The organism is Bacillus tuaregi (genome assembly GCF_900104575.1).
GTDB classification, from domain to species: domain Bacteria; phylum Bacillota; class Bacilli; order Bacillales; family Cytobacillaceae; genus Bacillus_BD; species Bacillus_BD tuaregi.
In genome coordinates this window covers 1,335,856-1,361,734 of the sequence record NZ_LT629731.1, presented here as the reverse complement: position 1 = coordinate 1,361,734, position 25,879 = coordinate 1,335,856, and the positions used below count along the sequence as shown (strand labels likewise).

The 25,879-nt window shown below is 40.2% G+C and carries 22 protein-coding genes; 2 read left to right on the top strand and 20 right to left on the bottom strand.

What is annotated here, in order from left to right:
- Position 1: 1 nt before the first annotated feature.
- Positions 2–1,639 carry a putative bifunctional diguanylate cyclase/phosphodiesterase gene (locus BQ5321_RS08735; RefSeq protein WP_071394131.1) on the bottom strand — a complete coding sequence of 546 codons (1,638 nt, stop codon included), beginning with the start codon at positions 1,637–1,639 and terminating at the stop codon, positions 2–4.
- A 145-nt stretch (positions 1,640–1,784) separates the two neighbouring features.
- Here BQ5321_RS08735 and BQ5321_RS08730 point away from each other — a divergent pair, with 145 nt between their 5' ends.
- On the top strand, positions 1,785–2,255 hold the full coding sequence (locus tag BQ5321_RS08730; RefSeq protein WP_071394130.1) for a V4R domain-containing protein: 471 nt from the start codon (positions 1,785–1,787) through the stop codon (positions 2,253–2,255).
- Between the two features lie 152 nt (positions 2,256–2,407).
- On the opposite strand, the gene BQ5321_RS08725 is transcribed toward BQ5321_RS08730, so the two are convergent.
- Positions 2,408–3,043 (bottom strand): HAD-IA family hydrolase, encoded by a 636-nt coding sequence (locus BQ5321_RS08725; RefSeq protein WP_234978458.1) that lies wholly within the window; start codon positions 3,041–3,043, stop codon positions 2,408–2,410.
- A 286-nt stretch (positions 3,044–3,329) separates the two neighbouring features.
- On the opposite strand from BQ5321_RS08725, the gene BQ5321_RS08720 reads away from it, so the two are divergent.
- Positions 3,330–4,283 carry a LysR family transcriptional regulator gene (locus BQ5321_RS08720; RefSeq protein WP_071394128.1) on the top strand — a complete coding sequence of 318 codons (954 nt, stop codon included), beginning with the start codon at positions 3,330–3,332 and terminating at the stop codon, positions 4,281–4,283.
- 39 nt (positions 4,284–4,322) lie between these two features.
- On the opposite strand, the gene BQ5321_RS08715 is transcribed toward BQ5321_RS08720, so the two are convergent.
- The 18 genes from BQ5321_RS08715 to BQ5321_RS08630 form a co-directional block, all read right to left on the bottom strand.
- Positions 4,323–5,825: an aldehyde dehydrogenase family protein gene (locus tag BQ5321_RS08715; RefSeq protein ID WP_071394127.1), complete on the bottom strand. Its 1,503-nt coding sequence runs from the start codon at positions 5,823–5,825 to the stop codon at positions 4,323–4,325.
- A 16-nt stretch (positions 5,826–5,841) separates the two neighbouring features.
- Positions 5,842–7,488 (bottom strand): thiamine pyrophosphate-binding protein, encoded by a 1,647-nt coding sequence (locus BQ5321_RS08710; RefSeq protein WP_071394126.1) that lies wholly within the window; start codon positions 7,486–7,488, stop codon positions 5,842–5,844.
- 43 nt (positions 7,489–7,531) lie between these two features.
- The gene (locus tag BQ5321_RS08705; protein ID WP_071394125.1) at positions 7,532–8,740 is read right to left on the bottom strand and encodes a Gfo/Idh/MocA family protein; all 1,209 of its coding nucleotides are present in this window, start codon (positions 8,738–8,740) and stop codon (positions 7,532–7,534) included.
- A 26-nt stretch (positions 8,741–8,766) separates the two neighbouring features.
- Positions 8,767–9,495, bottom strand: a complete 729-nt coding sequence (locus BQ5321_RS08700; RefSeq protein WP_071394124.1) for a 3,4-dihydroxyphthalate decarboxylase — start codon at positions 9,493–9,495, stop codon at positions 8,767–8,769.
- Between the two features lie 15 nt (positions 9,496–9,510).
- Positions 9,511–9,711 carry a hypothetical protein gene (locus BQ5321_RS08695; protein WP_071394123.1) on the bottom strand — a complete coding sequence of 67 codons (201 nt, stop codon included), beginning with the start codon at positions 9,709–9,711 and terminating at the stop codon, positions 9,511–9,513.
- A 137-nt stretch (positions 9,712–9,848) separates the two neighbouring features.
- Positions 9,849–11,105, bottom strand: coding sequence for an aromatic ring-hydroxylating dioxygenase subunit alpha (locus tag BQ5321_RS08690; RefSeq protein ID WP_071394122.1), 1,257 nt, complete (start codon positions 11,103–11,105; stop codon positions 9,849–9,851).
- Between the two features lie 219 nt (positions 11,106–11,324).
- Positions 11,325–12,263, bottom strand: coding sequence for a DMT family transporter (locus tag BQ5321_RS08685; RefSeq protein ID WP_071396830.1), 939 nt, complete (start codon positions 12,261–12,263; stop codon positions 11,325–11,327).
- A gap of 172 nt (positions 12,264–12,435) precedes the next feature.
- Positions 12,436–13,443: a TAXI family TRAP transporter solute-binding subunit gene (locus BQ5321_RS08680; RefSeq protein WP_071394121.1), complete on the bottom strand. Its 1,008-nt coding sequence runs from the start codon at positions 13,441–13,443 to the stop codon at positions 12,436–12,438.
- A 65-nt stretch (positions 13,444–13,508) separates the two neighbouring features.
- Positions 13,509–15,446 (bottom strand): TRAP transporter permease, encoded by a 1,938-nt coding sequence (locus BQ5321_RS08675; protein WP_084786700.1) that lies wholly within the window; start codon positions 15,444–15,446, stop codon positions 13,509–13,511.
- A 309-nt stretch (positions 15,447–15,755) separates the two neighbouring features.
- Positions 15,756–16,703: a D-2-hydroxyacid dehydrogenase gene (locus tag BQ5321_RS08670; RefSeq protein WP_071394120.1), complete on the bottom strand. Its 948-nt coding sequence runs from the start codon at positions 16,701–16,703 to the stop codon at positions 15,756–15,758.
- Between the two features lie 145 nt (positions 16,704–16,848).
- Positions 16,849–17,832 (bottom strand): aspartate--ammonia ligase, encoded by a 984-nt coding sequence (gene asnA / locus BQ5321_RS08665; RefSeq protein ID WP_222705866.1) that lies wholly within the window; start codon positions 17,830–17,832, stop codon positions 16,849–16,851.
- Between the two features lie 375 nt (positions 17,833–18,207).
- Positions 18,208–19,164: a calcium/sodium antiporter gene (locus BQ5321_RS08660; RefSeq protein WP_071394118.1), complete on the bottom strand. Its 957-nt coding sequence runs from the start codon at positions 19,162–19,164 to the stop codon at positions 18,208–18,210.
- A 252-nt stretch (positions 19,165–19,416) separates the two neighbouring features.
- Positions 19,417–21,258: a XylR N-terminal domain-containing protein gene (locus BQ5321_RS08655; RefSeq protein WP_071394117.1), complete on the bottom strand. Its 1,842-nt coding sequence runs from the start codon at positions 21,256–21,258 to the stop codon at positions 19,417–19,419.
- A gap of 177 nt (positions 21,259–21,435) precedes the next feature.
- Positions 21,436–21,774, bottom strand: coding sequence for a 2Fe-2S iron-sulfur cluster-binding protein (locus tag BQ5321_RS08650; protein WP_071394116.1), 339 nt, complete (start codon positions 21,772–21,774; stop codon positions 21,436–21,438).
- Between the two features lie 48 nt (positions 21,775–21,822).
- Positions 21,823–22,737 (bottom strand): catechol 2,3-dioxygenase, encoded by a 915-nt coding sequence (locus BQ5321_RS08645; RefSeq protein ID WP_071394115.1) that lies wholly within the window; start codon positions 22,735–22,737, stop codon positions 21,823–21,825.
- 215 nt (positions 22,738–22,952) lie between these two features.
- Entirely contained in the window at positions 22,953–23,978 is a 1,026-nt protein-coding gene (locus tag BQ5321_RS08640) for an NADH:ubiquinone reductase (Na(+)-transporting) subunit F (protein WP_071394114.1), read from the bottom strand.
- A 96-nt stretch (positions 23,979–24,074) separates the two neighbouring features.
- The gene (locus tag BQ5321_RS08635) at positions 24,075–24,353 is read right to left on the bottom strand and encodes a hypothetical protein (protein WP_071394113.1); all 279 of its coding nucleotides are present in this window, start codon (positions 24,351–24,353) and stop codon (positions 24,075–24,077) included.
- Positions 24,354–24,373: 20 nt separating this feature from the next.
- Complete coding sequence (locus tag BQ5321_RS08630) at positions 24,374–25,876, bottom strand: YHS domain-containing protein (RefSeq protein ID WP_071394112.1); 1,503 nt, start codon at positions 25,874–25,876, stop codon at positions 24,374–24,376.
- Positions 25,877–25,879: the final 3 nt, after the last annotated feature.

Here is a 25,879-nt window from a genome sequence, read left to right as displayed (position 1 = left end):
GTCAAAGAAGGTGTTGGAGTCGCCCTCCACTTTTTTCATAGCTTTGTATATACGATACCGTTTCTTCATAGCTAAGGGGCTTTGTGAAATAATAGCCTTGTATAGTATCACAAGAGCATTGTTTTACGAGTGATAGTTGTTTGTAGGTTTCAACTCCTTCTGCAACGACGTTCAATTTTAAATCATGTGCGAGAGCGGTAATGGCCTTTGTTAAAACCACACTGTTAGGATTTTTTTCAATATCAAAGATAAATGAACGGTCAATTTTTAATGTATCGACCGTCAATTCCTTTAAATAATTAAGTGAGGAATAACCTGTACCAAAGTCATCAATCGAAATATAGACACCTAGCTGCTTTAATTGGCGAAGGACTTGAATCCCTGTCTTAACATCGTTCATGACCATATTTTCTGTTATCTCAAGCTCCAGATAAGAGGCATCCAAAGACGTATCCACCAGGATTTGTCTTACTTTTTCCACAAAATTTCTTTGGAGAAACTGTCCGGCTGCTAAATTAACTGCCACTCGAATCGGCGGATTTCCATGATAAAGCCACTGTTTCATTTTTTCGCAAGCAGTTCGTAATACCCAGTCACCGATTTGCAGGATTAATCCACTTTCCTCTGCGATTGGAATAAATTCTCCGGGCATCAGGAGTCCTAAATCTGGATGATTCCAACGGATTAATGCCTCCATAGACATAATTTGGTTCTTCTTTACCTGTATTTGCGGCTGAAAGTGTAGGACAAATTGATTCTCCTTTATTGCTTGTCGCAAACTGTTTTCAAGTAGTAGTTTTTCATAGCCCCCGGCATTCCATTCAACCTTTGCTTTAGAATATTGATTCCTGCCCTTTTTCTTCGCACCGTACATCGCAGAATCAGCATTGGTAATCAGAACATCCGCTTCGTCACCATCAAATGGGTACAAACTGATTCCAATACTTGTGGTCATATAAAGGTCTGTTTCTTTTAAAAGAAACGGCAAGGAAAATTGATCAATGATTCTTCTCGCTACTTCCTCTGCCTCACGTCCATTCTCAATTTCTTCCAGCAGGCACACAAATTCATCACCACCCATACGGGAAATTGTATGATTTGTCCCAATGGCCTTTCTAATCCGCACCGAGACCTCCTGCAGTAAATCATCACCATATGAATGCCCCAATGTATCATTGACAAATTTAAAGCGATCCAAATCCAAAAATAATACAGCAAAAATTGATTTGTTTTTCTGTGCTTGAACGATTGCTCTCTGTATCTCTTGATTCATCAGGTGACGATTGGGCAGATTGGTTAAGGAATCGTATCCGCATACTTGAAAGTCCTTCAAGAGCCAAATGGTATAGGGTTCTGCTGTCACAGTCCGGTTTCTTGGATTAACTAGAAGTTGTTGGAGTACCGCACGTTTCCCTTTTATTTTCAGCCTCACCTCTTCTTGCAAATCCCCATTTGGATGATCCAGCCCCTCTATAAAGTCTTGAATGGTATGACCGATAACCTCCTCAAGAGTATAACCGCTCCTATTTAAATAGAATGAATTTACAGTTAGAATACATCCGTTCTGATTCGTGATGAATACATTTGCTGCTATCTGATCGAACAGATCGCTGGTTACTGAAAGGGCGGGTGGTTTCATACAGTTTTCCTCCAAAATTATCATTCTTATCATTATAACGATATTTATATAGAGAGAAATTGATTTAAATCAAACTTTCCTAAATGAAAATAATCTATAATGGTAGCAGATTATACCCACAATAGGCTCTATGGAGGAATAAGAGATGCGAATTTTCACATTTGAAGATATGAAGAAAATAGACCGAAAAAAACTAGGGCCATCTGTTCCACTTGAGTTATTTCGCTCTGTCCGCTTAATTGGCATGTACCAAGGACTACCGCTCAAAGGAAAAAACACGACCATTACGGTTGGCAGAGAAATTGGAAAAAGCCTTCCCGTTCAGTCATTGGATGACGTATTATCTGTTTTTCAAGAATTAAAGATTGGTGTGCCACATATTCTCCATCAAACCGAACACGATTTACATATTGTTATTGAAGATTGCTTCTGTAAAGGACTTCCTTTTCATGAAGGTCATTTAGTTTGTGATTTAGAAGGTGCTATTTTAGAAGGTGCTATCTCTATGACATACGACGGGGCTGTAAGCGTACGAGAGGTAAAATGCAATGTTAATGGTGATGAGCATTGTGAATACTGGGTTCGATTTGAACAGAATAGATGTACAACTATCTAATTATCTTCGAAAACGAAAGGATCAGTACCAGCATTCATTGTATGCGGTGACTGATCCTTCTTTAAATAGAATTGCAGATGTTTCGTTTTATTTCATTATTTTTGCTTGAGGAATTATCTGATTCATCAATCGATATTCCCTCCCCACCATTCTTAATTTTCAATTACAACGGAATGCTGCAGTAAGGTTTCTAGTAACTCCTCCCGTGTATGTACAATATATTTGGGTTCTTCCTTCGCGACCAATTCCAAGCCATCTAAGCCCCAGCTGACCCACGTAAACGGAACGCTGACTTTGTTGCAGGCTATAATGTCCCGCACTTCATCCCCCACATACAATAGCTGTTCAGACTGAAGCTGCTGCTGCTTCAAAAACCTCTTGATGACCGTATCCTTGCCAAATAATTTACTAGAGCTCAGCACCTGTGAAACAGAATCTATTTGCTCCCGCTCTAACAGTAACTCAATATTTTCCTTTGCGTTGGACGACAGGATCGTAATGTGATAGCCCTTTTCTGCGAGTGTATCAAGCATTTCTTTTATCCCGTCAAACAGCTTTACATCATTCATATTTTCTTTAAAATAGCGATAAATTTTAGGTAATATCATCGGTAACTTACGCATAGGAAAGCGAAATTGCTTCGCTCTCTGCTGAATGGTCATATTTCTTGTTAAGATCAAATCCTCCTTCACAACAGGAAGAAAATCGTATTGCTCCGCATATGTATTCCAGGCCTTCATAAAAACATCGCTTGAATCGGCTAATGTACCATCAAAATCAAACATCACATATTTCAAAGGCTACTCCCACACTTTCCTCTACTTTTCCTTCTATTTTAACAGTTTTCTTCCTGGGTATTCTATTTTTTCTAGGAAGTAATAGGCAGACTTCTTCGTTCAAAATTAATGAAAATAGACTTCGTAAACAAACTTCACTTCACTTTTATCTAAAAATTCTTAATTTATTGAAACATATCAAGTGCTTCTTATATAATTATAATATCTATATCGATATTATATAGACTAATATATATACTTTAGCCTATTACATCATATCAAAAAGTGGTGATTATTAATGGATACACCTGTAAATCTTCATCAGATACAGCTTTTCAATTATGTGGTCGAATATGGCAGTTATACTCAGGCAGCACAAAGTCTGCATATGACACAGCCTGCTCTAAGCATGCAAATAAAATCGCTAGAAAATAAATTTGGTGCTAAGCTATTTGTCCGAAAAGGAAATAATATTGAACTAACAGAAGTCGGGACTCTAGTTCATCAATATGCTTCACAATTACTCAGCTTAGATAAACAATTGCGTTCAACACTGAAAGAGTTAATTTCAGGTGAAGCTGGTGAAATCTCCATCGGAAGCAACCGTCCCATTGGTCGCTTTTTGTTACCTCAATATATCCTTAACTTCATGAAACAATATCCAAAGTTAGAATTAACGACTCACTATGATAATACCAAACAAATCTGTCAGTACGTATTAGAAGAGAAAATCAATGCTGGTTTCGTCATGTTCTCCAACGAACAAGCTCCCCCTCCGGGACTCGTAACCTATTTAATCCAAAAAGATCACTGGGTGCTTGTATGTGCCGCTGGCTCTGAATGGGCAGCCTGGAATGGATCAATTCAAGAAATTTTGAAAAAAGCGCCGCTAATTGGTTCACTGCCTAAAACAGCTCATGGTGAAATTATTGAAATTGAACTGCAAAAACTTGGATTAAACCTCAGCGAGTGTAATATATCTTTACGGTTGGATGAAATCGAATCCATTAAAATGGCTGTTATCTCACAGCTGGGAATTGGTTTTCTTCCACGTATGACCATTGAACGAGAGCTAAAGAACGGAGAATTAACGGAAGTTCCCATTACGAATACGTACAAAGCTGAAATCAATAATTATATGATTATGAAAGAAGATGTATATTTGCCGCCTACCATCAACACCTTTAAGAACTTTATTTTAGAAAATGCAGCTGAAAATCTACAGTTAACTAAAAAAGTCAATCTAACTTAACTGAATATCCTCAGTTCGTTAGATTGACGTTCTAAACAATCACTCTACCATAAAATTGACCGTTTTCACCTGTGTATAGCTTAAGATTTCTTCCAGCCCTTCTTCAGAGCCAATACCGCTATTCTTATATCCTTGGTAAGGAACACCAATAAAATGTCTTGAGCTTCCATTCACCCAGACGAATCCCGCTTCTATCCTATCAACGGTTTCAATCGCTGTGGGAAAATGATTGGTCCAAACAGAAGCGGTTAAGCCATATGGTAGTTTATTGGCTTGACGGAAGACATCTTCTTTATTTTCCCAGCTGATTATCGATAATACCGGGCCAAAAATCTCATCCGTAAAAATTTTCATATTTTCTGTTACATCCTTGAACACTGTCGGCTCGACAAAGAACCCATCTTTAAATTGATCCCCTTTAGGTTTCCCACCGCCATAAATCAAATCGGCCCCTTCTTCTTTAGCAGTTTCAATATAATGCATTACTTTGTCATATTGAGCTTGTGAAACAAGGCACCCCATCTCTGTATCAGGGTCAATTGGAAGACCTATGTTCAATTCGTTTATTCTATTTATCAATCGCAGAATGAATTCATCTTGAATATCTTCATGTAAGAATAACCGGGACGTGCTTCCACAGGATTGACCTTGACACCACATAAAGTTCATCCCACGAACAGCTCCCTCCACTGCTTTTGAAAGATCTGCATCTGGAAAAACAATCATCGCATTTTTTCCGCCCAACTCCAAAGATAGGTGCTTAATACCCACCTCTGCAGACGACTTTAAAACCGTCTTTCCAGTTTCTACACTGCCGATTAACGCAATCCGTTTAATTTCTTTGTTCCGTACCAAAGCATCACCAGTTGTTCTTCCATCACCTGTTATGATATTCACGACCCCTGCTGGTAAAAGCTCTTGGCATAGCTCTGCAAATAAAAGTGATGATAGCGGACACTGATCAGGAGCTTTTAGGACTACTGTATTTCCAGCAATAAGCGGGGCAACAATCTTAGACGCTGCAAACATAATTGGATGATTATAGGGAATGATTCTCCCAATCACTCCATAGGGTTCTCTTTTTGTCAGATGCCAATTAGAACCTGTTGAAGGAATCGTTTCCCCTTTGATTTCAGTTGCTAATCCTACGGTATATTCCATCATATCTGCTGCAAGCTGAACATCTGATACCATGGCAGAAACCGGATTTCCACCGTCTACTGCATCCAGGACTGCATACTCATCTGCATGCTTTTTGAACTCTTCTATTAACACTTTTAACTTCTTTGCCCGCTCTAACGGAGGAACCTTTTTCCAAACCTCGAAAGCCTGCTTAGCTGCTTCAACAGCTAATTCAACATCTTCCTTTTGGGCGAATGGAATATCAGCAAGAAACTCGCCCGTTGAGGGACTATAGGTTATATAAGTCGTCCCACTAACAGAACCAACTAGATTTCCGCCTATCAGCATCTTCCACTCTCGATGTAATAGCTTTTCTTTTAATGCGGCCCAATCTTTAGTTGATTGTACAACACTACTCATTCATTCGACCTCCCTATTATTTAGATATGGCCGGAACCGCACCCGGCGGGAGGCCTTCAAATGGATCTTGAATAACGTCAATGATAGCAGGCTTACCTGATTCAATCGCTCTATGTATCGCCCCATAAAGCTGTTCAGACGACTCGACTCTTTCACCATATGCCCCTAGTAACTTAGCATAGGCAGCAAAATCGATATTGTTATAGTGAATGCCGACATATCTTTCATTATGACCGGTCTTTTGACGATCACGAGTGTTTCCGTAGCAAAAGTTATTTAATACAAGATTGATGACCGGAATATTTTCCCGTACTGCTGTCTCTAGATCCTGAGCAACCATCCAGAATGCGCCATCACCTGTTACATTGATCACGACTTTGTCCGGGTTTGCCAATTGAATCCCCATTGCTGCCGGGAATCCCCATCCCATCGAACCGCCTGCAGCTGCATAGAATCCACCAGGCTGAAATTTTCCGAAGCGAGTCAACCACGGTCCAAATGTTGCCGCATCTTCGACAATAATAGGATTCTTTTCCTCCACAATCTCATTAATGACAGACATAACAGCTGATGATTCCACTGGTGTATGGTTCAATATCTTTGGTAAAGTCGTTTCGTTCGAGTATTTTGGACGTAGAGCTTGATACAATTCCCGATTTTGAAGCCTTTCATTCACTGGACCCATTTGCTCAATGATATTTCGGATTGTTTCACGCGCATCCCCTAAAAGACCTACATCAGGAACATAAATCTTCCCTAATTCCTCCTCGTCCACGTCAATATGAATCAATTTCGCATCCTCAGAGATGGCTGTCCACCTTTTTGTTGAAAATTCCGAAAAATGAACACCTACCGCAAGTACCAAATCTGCCTGTTCAAGCATTTCCCAGCAGACTGGAGGACAACCCGGTCCAACATTTCCGAAATAAAGCTCATGATCATTTGGAAACACATTTGGCTTTCTCCAGGTAGTTAGGACAGGGACAGATTGTTGCTCTGCTAATTGTACCAGGACATCTGTTGCGTTTGAAATCGCAATTCCCCCGCCTGCTAATATGACTGGATTTTTTGCTTCTTTGAGCAAATCAACAGCAGCTGGAATTCCCTGAAGATCAACCACCCTTGAATCGGTGCGATAAATAGGACGATACGTAAATTCTTCCACCTCTTTTATCTGAACATCTAGCGGTAAAGAGACAGCAACAGGTCTTGGTCTTCCAGAAAGAGCGGTTTTCACTCCTCTTTGTAATAATTCTGGAATTCTTTCTGTTTGGTGAATCTCCATGGACCATTTCGTAATCGGTTCAAAAAACTTCACCAAATCCATTTCTTCAAAAGCGTCCTTGTAATACACACTATCAGAAACTTGTCCTAGTAAAGCCAAGATAGGTACCGATTCCGCATGGGCATTATGTACCCCAATCGTTAAATTAGCTGCACCAGGCCCCCGTGATGCCATGCACACTCCAATCTCACCTGTTGCTCTTGCATAACCATCAGCCATAAAGGCTGCAATCTGTTCATGCCTTACGGAAATGTAGCGTATCTCCTGTTCGTCATATAATGCATCGAGTAGATGCATTATGGTGGTGCCGGGCAAACCAAAGATATATTTTACGCCTTCACGCTTTAATGTCTCAATAACTGCTTGAGCACCATTCATCCTTTCCCCTCCCCCTTGTGTAAAATGAAATTCAGAAACGACTTTACTTAACACCTACTTCATCAACAACAGGCACCTGATACTGTAACAGTAACTCTCTTCTTTCCTTCGAGGATTGAAGCGCTTTTATGCATACTTCTAAATTGGCTCTAGCCCAATGACCATCATGGATAGGCTTTTCTTGTTTGACAACTGCCAGATAAAGCTCCTGCAAAACATTCAAGCGTCCTGTTTCTTTTTTTGAAATCGGTACAATATATTTCTTATCCTCTCCATAAACAAGCAGACCGTCTGGATGCTGACGGATTACTCCCTTTTCACAGCTAACAATGGTTAAGCCAAAGAAAGGATGATGTTTTTCCGCTCCATCATAATTTTTAGCCCGCTTACCTCCATAGCCGGCCTCAGTCTTTAAGGCAGCCTCCTGATTTTGTGACCCAGCTTCTTTGATGGCTCTACGGGATGCACCATATTGGGTAGCTTTTTGCAGCGGTCCACCTTCTCCGATATCATAGGTTAATTCTGTTGTATGAAAATGATCATAGCCATTATAAACCGCCGTTGCAGCAATGCCATTTTCAAATTCTAAAAAGATGGTATGATTCCCTTCCGTTGGCCGTGCTGGATCACATACACCTGTTACCGCACGGACGCTTCTTACCTGTCCACCGCCTAATAGACGAATAATATCAAATTGATGGGCTCCCTGCCGGTAGGTGACACCTCCACCAAGCTCTGTCTTAAGCTCTTCTGGAGTTCTCGGACGATACAGCCAATCATTGTAATACCAATTATGTATCATCGTCACCTTACCAAGCTCGCCGCTATCAATAATTTCCTGCATTTTTTGGATGGGCGGTTCAAAACTATGTGAATGGCCCACTATCAGCTGGACACCGTTTTCTTCTGCCACCCTAATCATTTCCTCTGCTTCTTCAAGCGTCACCGCTAATGGTTTTTCAACAATAATATGCTTCTTCGCTTCAGCAGCAATTTTTACATGATCCTTGTGGAATTCAGTAGGTGTCGCTATATAGATGGCATCAATCGTGTTACTCTGACACAATTCATTTATCGTAAAAAATGTTTCAGCCTGATAATCCCGGGCAAACTTTTCCAATCTTTCTTTGTTACGTGTAGCCACTCCTGCCAATCTAATATGCGGATGCTCCAAAATAGCTGGTATCATCGAGGTACCGGCAATACCAAGTCCTACTATACCTAAATTAATAACCCCATCTTGTTCAGGCATCTCTCCTAGCCCCCTTTTCACATGTATTATTTTTCTGCCTCTTGTAACTTCTTCACATAATAACGCCAAACCCATTTCGCATTAAACTTTGTCCCAAGGTCAGGGAGCTCTCTGATATCCTCTTCAGAAATAGATTCGGCTTCCCTTCCTGTCTTTGCCACTTCCAAAGTAATCTTCGCCAATGTATTAAAATTCAAAGCATTGATGGTCGCTTCTTCAATGGTTGCTCCTGTAGCCGTGATACCATGACCCTTCATTAAACAAATATGCTTATCTCCCATTTCTTCTAGCAAAGGTGCTGCCAATTCAGGTCTTGTAACAAGGTACGACCTTTGAAAAATAGGAACACCCTCTAAAGCCATTCTCATTGCAGGGATATTAAAGGCTCCAAAGATCGGACGGAGCGGAAGATTGGTAATGCCGCTTATTAACGCTGCCGGTGGATGAGCATGAATGACACAGCCTACCTCCGGCCTGTTTTTCATAATTTCACCATGTATCGATAATTCCTTTGGAACCTGATAGATTCCTTGAAGGTCTTCCCCGTTCCCATCGAAATCCACCCTTCTAATCGCATCCACAGTTGTATATCTTACCCCGTTTTCCTCTTCCCCCCTACAGCGAATCAACATTTCATTTTCGCCGGGAATTCTGGCACTTACATGGCCTAAAGTCTCATCAACAAGACCTTCCATCGCTAATATGCGGCAAGATAACGCTACCTTTTCCCTAAGTTCTTCTAATGTTTCCGTCATTTAAACCCCTCCTAGTTAACTACTTGCCAGCTCTGGTGCAGTCACGCGGCTTATCTCAACAATCTCTCCCGACCAAGAACATTCACTGCAATAGCAAAAATAAGCAATATCATCTGACACCCAGTACTCATTTAATAGACTCCTAGGATTCATCAAGGATTCACCGCAATTTGGACAAAACTTTGGTTTAATCGTATATGGTTCATTCAAAGCCATGGTCATTCACTCCTTTAGTAGATCAAAAGAAGCAGCACGATAAGCTGTATCTGACAGCTGCCATTCCATAATAAGCACTTGCTCTATGGAATGGTTCTGCCAGACATCTCCCCATATAACTGCCTCTTCATTTAGGCTTACAGATTGGAAGTAACTTTTCCACCTTTACAAATCTCTATGATTTCATCCAAATTGGGGGCATATCGTGTATTCCATTCCTTTGCTACTCCAGATAATAAACCGCCTTCACTAAACTTGTTTTCCTCTTGCGGAAGCTCAATATAATCATTTAATTCTGGATCGCGAATCACACATTTTGGATCTTCACCATTTTCCATCTTCTTTAATTCTCGCTGCAGCATCCGTCGATACATAATAATGCCCTTATCAGAAGTGCCTAATCTTTCTGTTGTCCTATCAGCAATTGTTCCTTGGGTAATCCATGCCATCATATCCTGTCCGTCAATGTAATCAACGACATACTTTCCATTTTCATCAGTAATTGGACATTCATAAAATGAAATTGGATAATCGTCAGGCACCTCTACGCCATCCTTTGGAACAAAGCATGTATACCAGAAATGCAAAGTATTTTCATCATCCATTGGAACACGGATTTGGAATGAATGTGCACCGCTATCCCCTACACGAAGCATCGATGGAAATACAATTGGATGTCCAATCGCCCAATCTTCATTTTCTTCCGTTTGGCCTTCTAGCACACGCCTTTTAATAATTCCCCAGTCAAATTCATCAAATCCGATTTTTAAGTGGTGCTTCGTAATTTTCCATTCCTCCTGTGGTCTACCCTGCTGCTCAAACACATGCTCGAAATAATGTCCGTGCAGCCATTCTAAGTGTGTTGGATCTAGGGAGTTTTCCATGATTTGAAGCCAGTTACAAGGAATAACGGCGAAACCAATTGTACGAACCACATTATCCTTTACAAATAAATCCCATTTTGGTAGCTCTGGTGCAGGGGCAGGGCCCATATAAGCAAACACTAAGCCCCCCAATTCCTTTACTTCATAACCGGCAATTTTGATTTTATTTTTGAAATTACTGGTTTCCGGTTCATTCGGTTGTTCTGTACATTGACCTAATCGATCATATAACCAGCCGTGATATTGACAGCGAATTCCACACTCAGTTGGAAAACCATATTCAAGTGATACACCCCTGTGAGCACATCTATCACCAACTAATCCTAAGTTGTTTGATTTGTCACGGAATAAAACTAATTCTTCGCCAAGAAGCTTTACTTTTTTTGTTGTGCCAATTTTTTCAACCTCTGTACTTGCGGCAATCGGATGCCAATATCTTCTTAATAATTCTCCCATTGGTGTATCAGCACCAACCTGTGTCAAAGTTTTGTTTTGTTCTTGAGTTAACATAGAAATCCTCCTCAATAATATTTACTTATTTTTTTAAAATATAAAATGTTCAGTTATTTTTTCTTCTACCATGGCTACATAAAAGGGATCTTGTTAAAAAAATAAAGCGCCTTATTAACTTGCTTATAGTATAAAATATATATTGTCATAATTCTAATCAGTATTTTAATAGGTAGTTATATAGATTTATTTATAATCTTAGGAAGGGGTTAATATTGATTATAAAATGACAAGCGTAATACCACTTAATACAAGAATAATTCCTAGAATGGTTACGGCTGTAACATTTTCCTGATTTTTAAAAAGAAAATAACTCACAGGTGTAACCAACACCGGCGTCGAAAGGGTAATAAGATTAGCGATTGAAATCGGTATATAATGCATCGACGCAATCACTAGTATTTGTGCCGTAATTGTTATACAGCCGCTTATAGCGAACAAAATAATGCCAATGGAATCTGACTTTTTAAGCTCTAAGAAAAAATGTCTAGTGTGCTTGTTCGTAACCGTATGTAATACAAAACCTGCGAACGCCCCTAGAACGCCGCCTAAAATAGGCTCCTGCCAGCTTTGAATCGCCACCCCTCTGACTATGTTTCCTAGTGCATAGGATAGTGAACTAAGAAATGCCAGCAATATTCCAGATTGTATGAGCCACTTAATCGATACAAACTGTTTCAGTTGATGATTAGGTGATTGTTGCTCTCTCCCTGCTGCTGCTTCCTGCTTGGCAGCCACCTGCGGGACAAAGGAAACTAAAAATAATCCGAAAAGAATTAAAACAATAGCCGCTACATCGGTCCAGTGCAAGATTTCACCGAGAAATAGCCAGGCAATGACAGCCGTAAATAATGGGTTGCTGGTTTGAAAAGCACTTGCCCTTGTCGGCCCAAGCTTGTCGATCGTTTCAAAGAAGAACCATCGTCCCAAATAAGTACTAAAAACTCCACCCAGCAAAAAGAGGAAAAATCCCTTCGTATTCCATTCAATAGGCTCTTCACTGAAAAATAAGAGCTGAACTGTAAGCAATATAGAGCCAAATAATATATTCATTCCAACAGAAATGAGAAATCCTAGATTCATATTTGCTCTTGATGAAGCTATTTTTGTAATGATAATATTGCTTGAAAACAAAACCAAAGCAAAGATGGCTAACATTTCACCCACTGCTGTTCCTCCTATTCACTTCTTTATTCGGCTTATGCTCCTCCTTTCATACGTTAAGATTAGGAAAACCTATTCGTTTTATTTATGAAATAAAAGGAGAGGATGACAGCTCCTATTATTGGTTTGCCATCCTATTAACTCCCTTTACCAATATCAAAAAATATTACTTCAAAATACCTGCTTCTTTATAAAACTTTTCCGCACCTGGGTGCAAAGGAGCCCCTGTTACATCCGCAATCGTTTCAGCTGTCATTGCTTCAAAGGATTTGTGAACGGTATACAGATAATCTAAGTTCTCATACATTGCTTTCGTTAAGTTATACACCATTTCTTCAGATGTATCCGCACTTGTTATTAGGATTGTATCAATGGACACGGTTGGAATATCTTCTTCTGCAAATGGATACGTACCTGCTTCAATCGTATATGGCTTTGCTTCTAATTCCTCTTCCAATTGTTTGATTGCTTTATCCGAAAGCGGAAGCACTTTAATTGGCTTACTTGAATTTAGCTCCATTAAACTGCCTGCCGGTGTTGGAAGCGGAGAGATGGTACCATCCATTTTATTATCTTTAATTTGGTCATTTGCTTTTGAAATGGCTGTATACTGGATTTTTCCCCCATTTTTTTCGATTTCCTCATAGCTTGTCCCATAAGCGTCAAACACTACGCGATTGGATATTTCCATTGGTGAATCCTTCGTGTTAACAGATAAAACCGTAGGTAATTTTTCATTTACGATTTGCTCGATTGACTCAATTCCTGAATCCTCACTAACGGTGAAATGATAGGGCATTGGATGCAGAAAAGCAACGGTCCTCACCTTTTCAATTTTATTTGGATAAGGATTCTCCCCGTTATATGCCCATTTTGCTGCAGCAGCACTAACAATCCCAAAATTAGCTTGTCCAGATGTTACGGTTAAGATATTTGCCCCATCCTGTCCTGGCTGATACGTAAAGGTAGTACCTGGATGCTCTCTCTTAATGGTTTCTCCAATTCCTTCCCCAACTGTACTCCACAATCCCCCTGCTGAACCGCCGGCAATCGTTACTTTCATTGTATTGTCAGTTGCCTTCGCCGAGCTTTCTTCTGTTTTTTCTCCGCCACAGCCTGCTAGAAGCATGAGTGATGTTGATAAAATGGCTAAGCCTTTTACGAGTTTCTTCATTAAATTTCCCCCTAGTTTTTTTGATGATGCGATCCATCCCATCCTAATTGATGCAAATGGGTCGTTTACTCTGCTGCCTGCTCTAGTTGAATATTTTGTCCTTTAAAATCTCTTACAAAAGCCGGAATTTTAGGGACTAAAAGTAAACCAACTCCTACTAATCCAGCAATACTGAATAGAATATTTGGATAGATTAATAGAATTCCGCTAATGACTACCACTACTTGCTCCCATTTCTTCATTGTTACACCAAACCAGCCCTCTAAACCTGCGGCTAATGTAATAACCCCAATGATCGCTGTTACGATTGCGATGATAATGGAGGTAGTCGAACCAATTAACAATAATGATGGATCGTACACGAACATAAATGGAATGATGAACGCAACTAATCCTAATCGACAGGCCAGGAAGCCTATTTTCATTGGATTTGCATCTGCAATGGCAGCCGCCGCATAAGCAGCAACAGCAACTGGTGGTGTGATAGCAGATAAACAAGCATAATATAGAATAAAGAGATGCGCTTGCAATAAGTCAATTCCCACTTCAATCATAATAGGTGCAGCTAATACTGCTGTTAGAACATATGCAGCTGGAGTAGGCATACCCATACCGAAAATAATACAAACAACCATTGTCACAAGCATGGTCAATAAGACACTACCGCCTGATGCTGCATGAATAAGACTAGAGAATTTTCCACCAAGACCCGTTACTTGAATAATCCCTGCTACAACACCTGCTGCAGCACATACAGCCACTAACGGAGAGATTCTTGTTGTTGTATCAATCATGGTTTGGAATAACTTTTTCGGTGTTAATCTTGTTTCTTTTTTAAAATAACTAACAATTATGGTTGCAACAGTTGCAAGAATTGCTCCTAAAACCGGGGTTAACCCTTGCTCTAATGCGATGACGAGGACAAGAATCGGAATCGTAAATTGTCCCATTTCCTTCATAACGCCTCTAACAGTTGGTAAATTTTCATCTTCATAGCCAGCCATTTTCAGCTTTTTCGCTTGGAAATGCACCTGACTAAAAATAGCTAAGTAGTATAACAATCCTGGGATTAAAGCAGAAAGGGCGATTGTGGAATAAGAAATCCCAGTCATTTCAGCCATTAGGAAAGCAGCAGAACCCATTACAGGTGGTAAAATGCTTCCTCCTGTTGCGGCAGTTGCCTCAATCGCACCCGAATAAACCGGGGAATAACCCACTTTTTTCATTGAGGGAATCGTAAAAGAGCCTGTTGTCGCAACGTCTGCTGTCGGACTCCCTGAGATCGAACCATACAAACCGCTGGAAATAACGGCAACCTTTGCCGGACCTCCAGCAACACGTCCAGTTACGGCCTTGGACAAAGCATAGAAGAAGTTTCCTCCGCCTGATGCATTAAATAAATTTCCAAAAAGAACAAAGAAGAAAACATAGGTGGCAGCTACGCTCGCGATTGAACCGTAAACTCCATTAACGGTATAAACCATTTGATCAACAAATTGCATAAGGCTATACTGTTCGTGTCCAAACGTGCCAGGAATTAAATGTCCAAAAAATGCATAAAGGACTAAAACGCTTACAATGACTAACATTCCTAATCCCAATGTTCTTCTGGTAACTTCAAAGACAATGAGAAGCAAAATCGAACCAAAAATGATTTCCAGCATGGTTAATGGATCTGCCAACGGCCAACGAGTAAGGAATCGTTCGGAATAAGCGACCATAAATATTCCGATTCCGATGAGCACAAATGATATAGCCATATCGTAAATCGGAATTTTATTCCCTTTTTTTGATCCATTAAAAGAAAATACAAGGAACGTGATTGCTAGCATAAAAGTGATGAAAATGGAGTTATGTAGGAATGGATCCATTGCCGAGAATAATATTACATAGAATTGAAAAATAGTAATTCCAATAATCAACAATAGTAAAAACTTCCTAATCCATCCCTCTGGCTCCCTTATAGAACCTGTACTAAATAGTGATCCAACAATTCCCTTCATTTTTAGCCTCCTTATAAAATAGATAATAGGATGTTTTCTTAATATTAGCCCGTTATATTTGACGTAATATTGAGAAAATTCTTAATTTATTTAAATTATATGCTATAGTTTTACCTATTACAAATAACGAATTTAACACTATCTATATAGTATTATATATGACCAATCATTTTGTTTTGGGATTCTAGATAAGATACATAGGTAAAAAGGTGGTATTTGGTGACTGGTGCAATATTGGGTGGACCTGCTTCAATCTTCTATTCTTCTAAAAAAAGTGCCAGGCACCTGCTCCTAGCACTTTTTTTGCTGTTAATACCCTTTTGAATAATCTACCAAATTAATTGATGGTTTTTGACCTTTCAAGTAGGCTTTTAGATTAGGAATAAAGATATCCTCCACAATCCGCTTGTCATAATACTCTGTAGATCCTGCTGTATGCGGTGTGACGATGACATTGTCCATGGTCCAAAGCGGATTGTCCTCACCTAACGGTTCCTTATCAAACACATCAAGACCTGCTCCGGCAATCTCGCCCTTCTGTAAGGCGTCAATCAAATCATCTTCTTTGATAAGCTGCCCGCGGCCGATATTGATAAAAAAGGCGGTCGGCTTCATTAACTGAAATTGACGGGCTGTAAACATCTGATAGGTTTCATTCGTTAGCGGCAACGTGACAACAACATAATCACATCTTGGTAAAAGCTGATTTAATTGATCAGGTGTGTACATTTCATCTACATTCTCGACTGGCTTGCCTGAATGACGGAGACCTAATACCGTCATGCCAAAAGCCTTTGCGATTTTCGCTGTTTCTTTTCCAATCGCACCGACACCGATAATCCCGATTGTTTTTTCATGAATTTCTAGCTTCATATCGCTATGATGCCAAATTTTCTTCTGCTGATTTTTTACATATGTATGAATTTTGCGTGTTAATCCAAGCATATAGGCAAAAATCGTTTCTGAAATTGGATAGGCATGTACTCCGTTAGCACTATTCAATAGGATCCCATTCGCTTCAAATTGCTTTGTCGGAAAATGATTGATGCCTGCACTTGTGGATTGGACCCACTTCAGATTAGAGAAATCGTCGAGCTCCAGTTTATAGCCGAGGGTTACCTCTGCTTCATTCACATGTGGTCTCCATACCTCTTTATCTTTGCTTACAATAATCTCCCAATCAGGTACACAGCTTTTTATCTGTTCTAATAAATCAGGAGCCAGTTCCTTTGTTACTACCATTTTTCTTTTCGCCATCCAATTTCCTCCTCTTTCAGTCATATTTCTACTATACATTCTATTTGAACAATTTTCACAGAAAAGACACTCAACTTTCAGAATTAAGAAAAGAGGCCAGCCAGCTGCTCCTCCCTAAAGGCAACTGGCTGGCACCTTTTCCCATTTAGAGAAGAGGGATATTAGCCTTTCTACATTCTGCAATCATTTGCTCATTCCATACAGAAGCTTGAACCTCACCAATATGAGCTTTCTTTAGAAAAAAAAGAAATAATCTCGACTGACCAATACCACCTCCAATAGTAAGTGGAAGCTGGCCCTTGAGAATGGATTGATGATATTCTAGCGCTTTACGGTCCTCTTGTTTTGAAAGCACCAATTGCTTTTGCAATGCTTGTTCATCCACCCGAATCCCCATAGAGGATATCTCAATTGCTTTTTCTAAAACCGGGTACCAGAATAGAATATCACCATTTAGCGACCAATCATCATAATCCGGGGCTCGAGTATCATGCTCCTTACCAGAACATAACCTCCCGCCTATTTGCATAATAAACACTGCACCATATTTCTTTGCAATCCTATCCTCCCGCTCCTTAGGTGTTAAATCAGGATACCGATCCTCCAGTTCCTGAGTGGTAATAAAGCTTATTTCCTCTGGTAATACCGGTACAAGCTCTGGATAAAGCTTATACAGATGATACTCTGTTTCCTTTATCGCATGGTAAATGACTTTAACATGATATTTTAAAGTATCAAGATTTTTTTGTCTTTTAGACAGGATCCTCTCCCAGTCCCATTGTTCTACATAGAGGGAGTGAAGGTTGTCTAACGCTTCGTCCCTTCTGATGGCCTTCATATCAGCATAAATTCCTTCGCCCACTGACAGGCCATATCTAGATAGCACAGCTCTTTTCCATTTTGCAAGTGATTGAACTATGTCTAATGATGCGGGAATATCCTTTGCTTGAAAGGTTACCTTTCGCTCAATACCGTTTAAATCATCGTTAAAGCCATTTCCTGACTTGAGAAGCATCGGAGCTGACACTCTCATTAAGTTTAATATATCTGACAAACTACTTTCGAAATGATCCTTTATGGTTTTAATCGCTTTTTCTGTCTCGAATATCGATAAGGCAGGCTTATAAATCGTGGGAATATAAAGAGACTTCGTCATCCTTCAGTAATACCTCCAATTGCTGGTGTAAATGCGGAACAAATTAGTCATTCAACTTTGATACTGTATGATGAAAGGCTAAAATTGGCATCCACAAATGCCCAGATTTATTTATTGGAGAGAGCATTCTGAATTCACTTAAAAGTGGTAATCGAAATTGCAGCGATAAAGAACACCAAGGTTAGAAAAGCAAAAAGCACTGGCCATCTTTTGTCATATTTCTGTAATAACATGGTTCTCTCAACCTTTCGTTATTTAATCGATCCAAGTCCATTCCTTATCACGAAAATCGACAAAAAAAAAGACCAAATCAGCTTTGGTCCTTAAAAACGGAATAGCTTCTAGTTATCAATTCCTCATTAAGATGTACACCATATAAAGAATATAAGCAACTGACAGTATGAACCCTTCCCGCTTTCCAATAGTGAAATGTGTTCTTGAAAAAATAAAAAGAACAACCGTGATCATCATCAATAACAGTACATCGATATAGATTTTGCTGTCAACCGCAAGCGGGGAAATAACGGATGCTGAACCTAAAACGAAAAAGATATTAAAAATATTGCTCCCAACAATATTACCGAGAGCAATTTCACTTTCCCTTTTCATTGCGGCTGTAATAGATGTGATTAATTCCGGTAAGGATGTCCCCACAGCAACAATCGTTAAGCCGACTAATGTTTCACTCATCCCAAAGGAATAGGCAATTTCTGTTGCATGATTGACCACTAACTCCCCGCCAAAAATAATGGCAGCCAGACCACCTATTGTAAGCAAACCGTTCTTGCTCCATGAAACAGTCTCTCTCGTTTCTTTTTCTTCCTTCACTGCCTCCCGACTTTTTCGTGCTACCTCAAAAATATAATAGAGGAAAATGGAGAAAAATAACAAGAATATCAATCCGTCGCTTCTTGTAATAAAGTTCTCGTTGAAGCCATGAAGGGCTGCATCACTAATTAAGACCAACAAAACGGCACTTGCAAGAAAAGTAAAAGGAATTTCCTTTCGAATCGTTTCATTTTCAACTGTTAGTGGATTGATGAGAGCCGTTAAGCCAACTACTAGAGTAATATTAAATATATTACTCCCTACTACATTTCCAACCGCCACTCCCGCATTTTCCTCTAAAGCAGCCACAATACTGACTGTAGCTTCCGGTGAGCTTGTTCCGAAGGCCACAATCGTTAAACCAATTAACAATGGTGACACCTTCAAAGCCCTTGCAATACTTGAAGCACCCTCAACAAAATAATCAGCTCCTTTAATCAACAAAGCAAAGCCGACAATTAATAATACATATGTCATAACTAGCCGCCTTTCACGAAGATGAGTTAAGGCTGTCCCATAAGGTGTCAGACTTATTTATTATCCACTTCGGTCCTTATGCAAACGGATTCTCTCCTAGAGGATAGTGCAGACACCTTACTATTTGCTTCAATCCCGTACATTATACTGTCCTAAAAAGTCTATACCTTTTGCTTCCTATTTATTCCGGACAAGAAAAAAACACGGGAACGATTGTCTCTTAAGCTCAAGATCGATTCTTCTCCCTTACGACTATGAAGGCAAATTTAACTCTCCCAAAGCTGTTAAGCATTGAAGTGCGACATAGATTTCATTACGGTTATAGGCTTGGTTCAAATCCACCTGTAATAGTTCATTGATTTTCCCCAATCGATAGCGCAGACCATTAACCGAGAAATTCATGGCCCGAGCGGTCTTATGAACATTGGAGCCATTTTCCAGATAATAATATAGGGTGATCAATAATTCCATCCCTTTGTTTTTATCCTCATCCATTAAAGGACCTACGATTTTATAAGCATACTGCTCGAGCGCTTCACGGTTATTCGTTTGTAGCAGCATGCCAACAACTCCTAATGTATCGAAATAAATCGGATTATGATTTGTATTCGCTACTTTTAATGACGCAATACATTCATTGTATAATTGGGGCGCGCTATCAATAGATGGAAGCCTGGAGCTAACCCCCATCGCAAAGGAACAAGCTGGGTAGCGATCATAGCAATAGGAAAGCAGCTGTCGGCAAAAGCTATCTATTTTCTCCTGGTCATGCAAATAAGATGAACCCGAAAAGAGGATAATCACATTCCCATCTTTTTTCCCTAATAAAGCCTTCACTTTCTTCTTCTGAAAATATTTAAAAAGATCATTCATAAATTCATCATTAAATTCAATTTCTTCCTGAAGCGACGTTTTCTCAAAGCGGCGTCGCACAGCTGCCATAAAGTAGGGTGAGTTTAACTCAAAATCAAGATAGTGGATTCTTCTCACAATTTCTGTCATCGTCAGCCGTTTTTTTAGAATGTCATCTAGAAAACTGCCTCGAATGGTTTGCTCTGTATTAAACCGAGTCTGCTCATTCAACAAATGTAGGGAACAAGCCAACGCAGCCTGTCCTAACACCATTTTATCCACTTCTGCCACTTGATCCTCCTGTGTGAAAAAGGAACAATAGCCATGGATTTTTTTGCGAAAATAGATGGGGGTTATCACTCTCCTATGCTCTGGTGAAAGCTCCAGCAGGATTGTAGCCTGAATCTCCTGCTTTTCTTTCCCCTTCTTCCGCTGCTGAAGAGCTAGCCACGCTTTTAATTCACCTGCATATTCGTTTGCCTGCTGCTGAGAGATTCCAGCAAAGGCTCGCGCCTCACAATTATAGCTCTCAATCACCACTGGTATTTTCAAGGTTTCATATAATACATCCACAATCGGCTGAACGCCTGTTTCAAACACAATCTCTTTAAATAATTTTTGGTGAACATCATAGGTTTTACTTAAATTGTCTCTTTCCAGTCTCAGCTTCTCATAGGTTTCCTCAAGCTCAGCGCTGATTCGGTCCCTTTCAAAAAATAAGCGCTCCTTCTCCACCTCTGGGTCCCCGTCCCATTCCTCAACTGTCTTACAAATCCAATGACACTTTTCATCACCCTTAGCAATACAGCTCGTTTCTCTTACAATGACCTGTTTTTCAATTAATTCAGACAGATATCCGCTAGCGTAGCCTACTAAGGAATGGCAGACAGATTCTTCACCATAACCGAAAAGCTTAATATGCTGGAGTGCTTCCTGAGAATCAATCCAATCTCCTTCAAAATGTAAGGTTCCGTTTTCAAAATCAACTTCCAGCTTATGTGTTTCAACGACTACATGACCATTTTCCATGTGCATCTTTGGGCCTGCTAGAATGAGTTCTCTTTTATCTTCCCAATTCAATTCCAGCATCTGTCTGCAATCCGTTACACCGCAATTCCAGCCATAACGAAGCAGAAAGCCTTTTGATCGTTTGGAACCTAACATATCAATCAGCTCTCTACGAAGTTCCCCAAATGCTGAACTAGGGATGTTAATCATCGGTTGATTACTTGTATGATGCATAGGCATTTCTCCTTGTAACAATCACTTCACCACCAGAGAAAGATTTGATTTGATAGAGTCCATTGAAATTAATTTCATATAAGTACTAATTACATCTATTGATTATATTTTATCAAAAAAATCAAAAAATAACGAATTTATCCCATCTCTTACAGAAGATGGGATAAAAATTCGTTACTAACATTTGTTTGTTCCACTGACTTTTTCTGTTTTTTCTTCTTGAAGCTTCTGATAATCTTCAACGGTAATGATCTCAAGATCACCTTTAGCTGTCATACAGCAGGCTAAAGCATAACCGCTCGCTAGTTCCTCATCTGATAAAGCATCATGGGAGCGAATGATTTCCTGTTCATAATCACCATCAAGCACCTTTACTTTACACATTCCACAGCCGCCTCTAATACAACCGGTTGGAATCGGAATGAATTGATCACGTGCCGCTCTTAAAGGCGTAGTATTAGTTGGACAGGAATACTCAAACTGCTGCCCTCTTGCTTTAAGTGTTATTTTATTCATGCTAACCCCTCCTTTTTATATGGATAAGTGAGTGTTGCTAGTATCAGATCATGTTAATGCTTTCATGAAGGATTCAGTTAATTCTCTGCGGTGGTAGAAAATACCTTGTCCTATTTTGTCTTCAGTCCATGTAATAGTCGGCATATCCGGATATGTGATGTATCCGCCTGCAAATGCTTCATTACGGTTACCGGATGGGTCAAAGAAGTAAATCGTTTCACCTCTTGTAATCCCGTGACGTGTCGGTGTTACATCAAATGGCACCTCATACATGGATAAAATATCAGCTGCTTTAAATACATCATGTACAGAATCAACATGGAAGCCAGCATGGTGAAATTTCGCATCAGGACCTTTAACAAACGCTAAATCATGAGCTTTATTCGTTGTGAACAGGAAGCTTCCTAATAATTCCTCACCGTCAACGGTCGTAATTTTTTCACTTTGTCTAAAGTTAAGAGCCTCAATAAAGAATCTAGTAACTGTTTTTAAATCGTCCCCTGTTAATAGGCAGTGGTCAAAGCGATGCGGTGCAATGCCTACTTTTCCAAGTGGCCATGGATGTGGGTTAAGATTCCCAACCGCTGTTCCAAGTACATCGATTTCATGGTACAGCTCACAGTGATGTCCTGTTGGTAAAATAAAGTGAACCGCTTCACCTTCAGCTAATCTCGTACCCTTAGAAATTCTTGTTGTTTTACAGCCGAATTCTTCTACCTTTTTCTCGTAGTAAGCAAGATCATCCAATGTTTCCACTTTAAAGGCGAAATGAGCCATTCCCGCGCTGTTCGATTTGGTTAAAATAACGCTGTGATGATCGTATTCATCCCATGCCTTTAAGTACACACTGTCACCCATACGACCCGTTTCTTCTAAACCAATCACTTTTGTATAGTATTCTACTGATTTTTCAAGATCCAATACTTTCAGTTCAATTCTACCGATACGCATTACTCTAGCCATTCTTTTCTCCTCCTAGCATTCTATTATTTAATCAAATTCGCCCGTCGAATTTGCGTCCGGATTACCTGAGCTCGCTCGATAAACTACCTTTAAAAAATCCGTGACATCCGCCGGAGGCTTAACTTCATTCAGCCGGGGTTTGAACCCCCACTGAATCGAAGAACCATTAGCATTCACCCTCACTTATAGAAGTGGAGGACTTCTGCTGAATGAAGTTAAAACTCATCGTATGAAATGTCTGTTCCTTTTACGCCGCCTTTAGCGAGTGCATCACAGGATGTTTCGATCATAATAGGCGGTCCGCATAGATAGGCATCCATACCCGACATATTCTCAAGCTTCTTCGAAATGACATCAGCGATAAAGCCTGTTTCTCCAGCCCACTCGTCAGTATCATCCGGCTGTGACAGGGCAGGGATAAAGTGGAAGTTTCCATGCTGCTTTGCTAGCTCTTCCCACTCCTCTACTAAATAAAGGTCCTTCTTCGAACGAGCACCATAGAAGAAATATGCTTCTTTGTCAAATGACTCAGAGAATAATTCTTCCACTAACGACTTGATAGGTGCCATACCAGACCCACCGGCAATAAAGATGATATCCTTGTCACGGTTACGGAGCTGCATCGTTCCATAAGGCCCTGAGCCTGTTATAACATCCCCGATAGCCAAATCACACATATAATTGGAGCCTTTCCCGTCAGGTACCCGTTTAACATGGAACTCAACCACGCTGCCATCCTGATATTTATTCGCTACCGAATAAGCACGGGAGTCCTCCAAATCAGGAATTTCAAATTCAAAGAACTGACCTGAGCCATATGGTATAGCGTCCGGATCCTGAAGCTTTAACTTAATCATATGAATATCATGTGTAGCAGCATGATTTTCGACTACCTCTGCTTCAAAGTCATGAACCGCAAAGAATGGCAGGTCTGACTCTTCTTCCTCCACTTCAATGACAAGGTCACCTTCTACAAGTGTGCTACACATAAGGGTAAAGCCTTCGTCTCTTTCAAAGCTCATCAAGGAGTATTCTGATACTCGGTCCATAATCTCGTAATCCCCTTCAAGTACCTGGCACTTACAAGCAGAACAACTGCCGTGACGGCATCCGTATGCTACCTGAACACCGTTGCGGATCGCTGCATCCAGTATGGTTTGACCTTCTTTTACTGTGATGACTTTCCCGCTTGGCTCTAATGTCACTTCATAGGTTTCTACTGCTGTTGTCGCTTTGCTCATGTTTCATTCTCCTCTCTCTATAAAAGTAAATATATCCGTTTAGTAGAGAATAAGCAGATGCTCATCCTTCATTCAATGAAACATTTTGTTTAATGTCTAAACTGGAATGACCTGTAAATAATCTCCGTTCCGCATCCCAACATCTTGAAGCGTCTTCTCTAAAGAAAGCTCCACATCTTCGGTACCTCGTTTTAAGACAAAGCGATAGTTCTTCTCTTTATCTGCTTTATAGTCATCTAAAATTTCTTGTAATAATTCCATTGTTGTCATATCCAAACGGGCTCTCTTACCAAGATAACTGGTTGATAATGTATCTGTTTCCGGCTCTAATACGAACCAGACAATGAGATGATTTTGATCCTTTAAATAGTCCATTCCTCTGCCCTCCCATTCACTTAGAAAAACTTCTTATCTAGACCCAAATGCTCACGATATTGGAGCCAACGTGCATGCTCTCTCGATGAATAGTGCTCTCCCGCTTCCTCTGGTGATAAACCAATATATTTGAATAATCCTGCAACCGGATCCTCACCAAATTCTCCGTTAAAATAGGCTTCTGCTGGCCACCAAATTTGCATATATTTCAATGGCTCCTGTTCAAAGATATGCTTACATCCAGGTGAGCAGGTCATATAGGTTTTACCATTATATTCACTATATTGAGTCCACAGCTTTGTTGGATTATCAGGGTCCGGAAACTCTGCTGGGATTTGACATACCGAACAAATCGCTGGAATTCCAGGGCTTGCATTAGAGAAAATGTTATGATCATTGCGGCGGAAGAATGGTGCATAATACTCATCGAACAATGGATATTCATTCGATAACCACTCATAATCATCCGGCTGCAGTTGGAAGCCTCTAAACATGTTCGCATGTTTAAATTGATCTAGAATACGCATAACAGAGTGTGAATAGTGCTCTTTTTCTTTAATGCTGTCCTCAGCGTGCTTCGGCAGACGAATGCCATATTTACGTAAATCTTTAAACAATCCGTTAAATACCTGCTCTTCTACATACATTTCAAACGCTTTCTTCCAAGAGATTGGACGAATACGTGGATAATAGTCTACAAGTGTGGCAACAACTGAGAACATACGGTAGGCTCTCCAGTACCACTTATCAAGCCAGCCTTGAATAATCGGCACATTGCGATCATCTTCCTCTAGCAGCATTTTCAAGGCAGACATGCCAAGTGCCATATGGCGAGACTCATCCGATTGAACCGTTTTCCCAACCGCGGCGAAGTTTTCATCTCCAACTGCACCGGCAGATGAAGCAAATGGCAGGAAGAGAATGTTTGTAAATACATACTCAAAGGAGAAGGAAATCGCCATTAATGCTTCAAACGGTCCTGCTGTCATCGCATCATCGAAGAACGATTTTGGTACCGTGTTAAACCATAGGTTTTGCGATGTATTGGCAAAAGCATGCAATCCATCAATTTCTTTACTCATATGTGCATAGTGCTTAATTTCAATCTGCGCATGGCGTAGCTCATCAATGGCCTGGTTGAAGGTTGCAAAGCGGATCGCTTCAATCGGAATGTTACGGCCGACATAGGCCATCAAGCGGTGAGCAGAATATTCTGCCGGCTGAACGGCATTCGCAAATACCTTTACACCTTCATACCAGCGAGAGTCTACTACCTTTGCATAGCCGTCATTTGCCTCAAAGGCATTTCGGACAGAATGATAGATTCCATCTTTTTCAGATTGAATTTTAACATATTGGTTATAGGCCATCCGGAATGGATCTTCCCATCTGCTTGGGTCCTTAAGGATGATGCCCTCTTTCTCAATTAAAGGATAAACCCGATTCATATCAAAGTCCTTTGGTTCCCACATCAAGTCCCTTGTCATTGCATGATACTTTTCTTTAATACCCATTTTAGCCATGTG